We start from the raw sequence: 3,682 nt of genomic DNA on the forward strand, positions 1-3,682 counted from the left end.
TGAAAGCGATGGATTTGATTGGGACTGTAAACGACTGGTCGCAGCAGCTGACCGCGCACTCGGCAAAAGGCCGTAACCTGCAACGCCTGCTGGGCGCATCTGAAGCGAAGCGCGATGCGTGGCATGGCGTAAATCGAAGTGCCAGTGTTTTAGCAATTCGCGATGGGTTTTCCCGTGCCAGCGTGCCTTTAAAAAACCTGATCGGCCCATCTCGCCATCAATAATGCGGCGGCAATTCGTCGCGCAGGCTGAAGCCGGGCTTGCCGCTGTCCTGATTGCGTTGCAATTCCTGCACCCGGCGCAATTCCTGCGCCAGCCACTCGATCTGTTGCTGTTGGCGGGCAACGATGCGGTTCAACTCGTCCAGCAGGTCATCTTGCAAGGCGGCTTTGATTTCCAGTTCGGTGAGGCGGTCTTCCATGGCCAGGCTTTCGGTCGCGTTTACATCGGCGCGCATTGTGCCGGCTGTTGGCGTGCTTGTGGGCGCGATTTGGCCTGCTCCTGCCATTTCTGGTCTCTGATGTCCGAATCAACAGGCTTGCTTGCCGGCGACCGTCGCATTTCCTTAGCCGTGCAGATCACGCCATAGATGCAGCTTGCTGATAAAGCGGCCCTCGTGCTGCACGGCGTATGGCTCGGTGCCGAACAACATAAAACCGCAGGATTGATACAGCCGCAAGGCGCTGGCATTGCCTTCGCTGACGGTGAGCTGCATCAGCCGCACGCCATCGCGTTGCCGGGCAAGCGCCAAGGCTGCTTCGACCAGCTGGCGCCCGAGGCCCAGCTGGCGGAACGGCGCCGCTACATACATGCCGAACAGACCGCTCTTGTGGCGGGTTTTGGCGCGACGCTCGTAGCTGACGCCCACTACGCCTGCCAGCGTGCCATCGACCCAGGCGCCGATTACCTGCTCGCCGGCATCGTCCTCGGCACCGATGCGCGCCGCCCACCAGGACAGCGGCTGCTGTTCTCGCTCTTGCGCTGTCGAGGTAAAGGCATCCGGGTGCAGCGCGTAGGCGGCGAGCATCAGCGTGCGGTAGTCGGCGGCGTCGCTGCTTTGCAGGCGGGCAATGCGGATGGCAGGTGTATCTGGCATGGGGGGCGTCTACTAAAAGCCGGTCTTCGGCCCCAAGGCCAGCCGTTCGCGCAGATGGTCGAGGAACAAGCGGGTCTTGGCCGGGAGTGACAGTGGCGGATACAGGGCATACAGGCTTAGCGGCTCGGCAATGGTGTAGCGCTGCAGCAGGCGCACCAGGCGGCCGCTGGCCAGCAAGTCGCCGCATACATAGTCACCGGCAAACGCAATGCCCATGCCGGCTTCGGCCATATCGAGCAGCACATCGCCCTGGTTGACGCTATGGCGGCAGGGAATATCGACGCTGAATAGCTGCTCGCCATCGCGAAAGCGCCAGGCGCGTGTTTCGTCCAGCTCCAGTATGGTGAGGCAGCGATGCTGTTTCAGATCATTCGGGTGTTGTGGCGTGCCATGGCGGGCCAGATAGGCCGGGCTGGCGCAGATCAGCCGCTGGTACTGGCCAAGCAATTCGGAGTGATAGGGCTCGTTGGGCGGCGCCTTGGTCACCCGCAGCGCGACATCGGTGCCGCTGCGCGGCAAATCGATGGCATCGCGTGTCAGGCGCAGTTCCAGGTTGATGCGTGGATAGCGTTCGGAAAACAGCGGCAGCAAAGGCAATACCAGACGGCGGCCGAGCAAGGGCGGCGCGGTGACGCGCAGGGTGCCGCTCGGTTCGGACTGCAGCTCTTGCGCGGCCTGGCGTGCGGCATCCATGCCCGACAGCAACGCCAGCGCATGCTGGTAGTAGGTCTGGCCGGCTTCGGTCGGCGCCAGGCGCCGGGTGTTGCGCACCAAAAGGCGCACGCCCAGCTCTTCTTCCAGCTGGGCAATGGCGCGGCTGAGCGAGGACGGCATCAGGTCGAGCTTGCGGGCGGCGGCGGAAAAGCTGCCCAGCTCGATGGTGCGGCAATACCAGTGCAGCAGTTGTCGGGTTTCCATGCTCACATGCTGGCAAAGAGTCGGTTGCAGGGCAATCAGGCCGCCTGCAGGCGGCGGGCGGCGTAGAAGGTCAGCGGCAGGGCGATGGCACACACGGTGGCACCGCCCATCCACACCGCATGGCCGCCGAAGTGGTGATACAGCTGCCCGCCAGCTATCGGCGCCAGCAGCGCGCAGATGCTCCACACCAGCGAATACATGCCGAAATAATGCCCGCTGCGTCGGCCATGGGCGCGCTGCATCACCAGAATCTGCATGGTGGGCATGAACAGCATTTCACCGACGGTCCACACCACGGTGGAGAGGCAAACCACCAGCAGCGCGCTGCCAAACGGCAGCATCAGCTGGCCGATGCCGAGCAAGGCGGCGCCCAGCGCCAACTGCCAGCGAAAGCCCCAGCGGGCGCTGTATTCGGTGAGCCACATCTGCAGGCCTACCACCAGCAGGCCATTGATGGCCCACTGCCAGCCCAGCGCGGTGGGGCCGAGCTGGTAGTAATCGCGCAGATAGTTGCCGAGCATGGCATTGATCGCTTCATAAGCCATGCCCAGGGCCAAGGCGCCGGCCAGCAGCATCATGAACAGGCCATCGCGATACGGCAGCTCGCCTTCAATGCTGCCGGGCGTGGCCGGCTGCTGTCCGCTCGGGCGTGGCGCCTCGGGCAGGGCCAGATGGCGCAGCGCCCAGGCCAGCCAAGCGGCGGCGCCAAAGGCGGCCAGGGAATTGACCACAAACACCAGCCGGTAATCCCAGTGCGCCAGCACGCCACCGAGCAGGCCGGCCATGGCGGCGGCCAGATTCACCGCTACCCGGTTCAGCGCCTGCGCCCGTGGCCGCTCGGCCTCGGTGCAGGCTTCCATGATCAGCCGCTGGTTGATCGGGCGCGGGCCGCTATCGAAGACGCCGCTGATAAACAGCAACAAACCCAGCTGCCAGGGCACGCTCACCACCACCAGCATGGCGAGCGCCACGCCCGAGGCGACAAACAGCGCCACCGCCAGCCTGCGTGGCGATACATGGTCGCTGAGTACGCCGATGGCGTAGGAGCCCAGCACCATGCCGCTGCCGTAGCTGGCCAATAGCCAGCCTATGGTGTCGATACCGAGGCCGAGCGACTCGCGCAGGTACAGGCCCATGAAATACTTGGCGACCCCACCGGTACGGGCAATGAACAAAGTGACCGCCAGCACCATCGCCATCGACGGCAGTCCGCTGACACGGCGTTGCAGGGGGCGCCAAAAGGGCGCAGCAAGCTTCAAGGCAGACATCGGTAGCTCCAGGGCGGCGACAGCGCCAATGTAGGCCAAGGCAGTTGTGCGAAAAATGCGTGCAACTGCAAAACAGCTTTGCGTAGGAAGGCGGCAATGGCACAGGTCGGGCAGTGCGAAAAGCTTTCACCCCAGTGCTCAGGCTAAAAGGAATACCGCAAGGAAGCTGGTCGGCAGTCCGTAGGTCGGAACTTGTTCCGACAGCAGTGCTTGGCCGTGGTCAGGTATTGCCTGCAGTAGTCGGAATAAATTCCGACCCACGTGGGTTCGGTGCCCACAGAATTTGGGGTTTCAGGCTCTCGGCGTCTACGGACTGGTAGTTGCCAGCGCTCGTCCGGTACTGAAGTCGGTGCCAAAGGGCAAACCTGGAGACACCGAGAACAGGGAGAACACAGAGCGC

5 protein-coding genes are annotated in these 3,682 nt (G+C 63.6%); 1 reads left to right on the forward strand and 4 read right to left on the reverse strand.

Features of this window, described 5'->3' with window-relative positions:
• The coding region (locus ACE3OH_RS14910) for a hypothetical protein (protein WP_374354505.1) at nucleotides 1-224 on the forward strand (224 nt) is incomplete at its 5' end.
• Here ACE3OH_RS14910 and ACE3OH_RS14915 read toward each other — a convergent pair.
• The 4 genes from ACE3OH_RS14915 to ACE3OH_RS14930 form a co-directional block, all read right to left on the reverse strand.
• Nucleotides 218-457, reverse strand: a complete 240-nt coding sequence (locus tag ACE3OH_RS14915; protein ID WP_374354508.1) for a SlyX family protein — start codon at nucleotides 455-457, stop codon at nucleotides 218-220. The genes ACE3OH_RS14910 and ACE3OH_RS14915 overlap by 7 nt on opposite strands.
• Before the next feature lie 108 nt (nucleotides 458-565).
• Nucleotides 566-1,096 carry an N-acetyltransferase family protein gene (locus ACE3OH_RS14920; protein ID WP_374354511.1) on the reverse strand — a complete coding sequence of 177 codons (531 nt, stop codon included), beginning with the start codon at nucleotides 1,094-1,096 and terminating at the stop codon, nucleotides 566-568.
• Between the two features lie 12 nt (nucleotides 1,097-1,108).
• Nucleotides 1,109-2,014, reverse strand: coding sequence for a LysR substrate-binding domain-containing protein (locus ACE3OH_RS14925; RefSeq protein WP_374354514.1), 906 nt, complete (start codon nucleotides 2,012-2,014; stop codon nucleotides 1,109-1,111).
• 35 nt (nucleotides 2,015-2,049) lie between these two features.
• Complete coding sequence (locus ACE3OH_RS14930) at nucleotides 2,050-3,282, reverse strand: MFS transporter (RefSeq protein ID WP_374354517.1); 1,233 nt, start codon at nucleotides 3,280-3,282, stop codon at nucleotides 2,050-2,052.
• Nucleotides 3,283-3,682: the final 400 nt, after the last annotated feature.

Source organism: Chitinimonas sp. (genome assembly GCF_041904975.1).
In the GTDB taxonomy this organism is placed as follows: domain Bacteria; phylum Pseudomonadota; class Gammaproteobacteria; order Burkholderiales; family Chitinimonadaceae; genus Chitinimonas.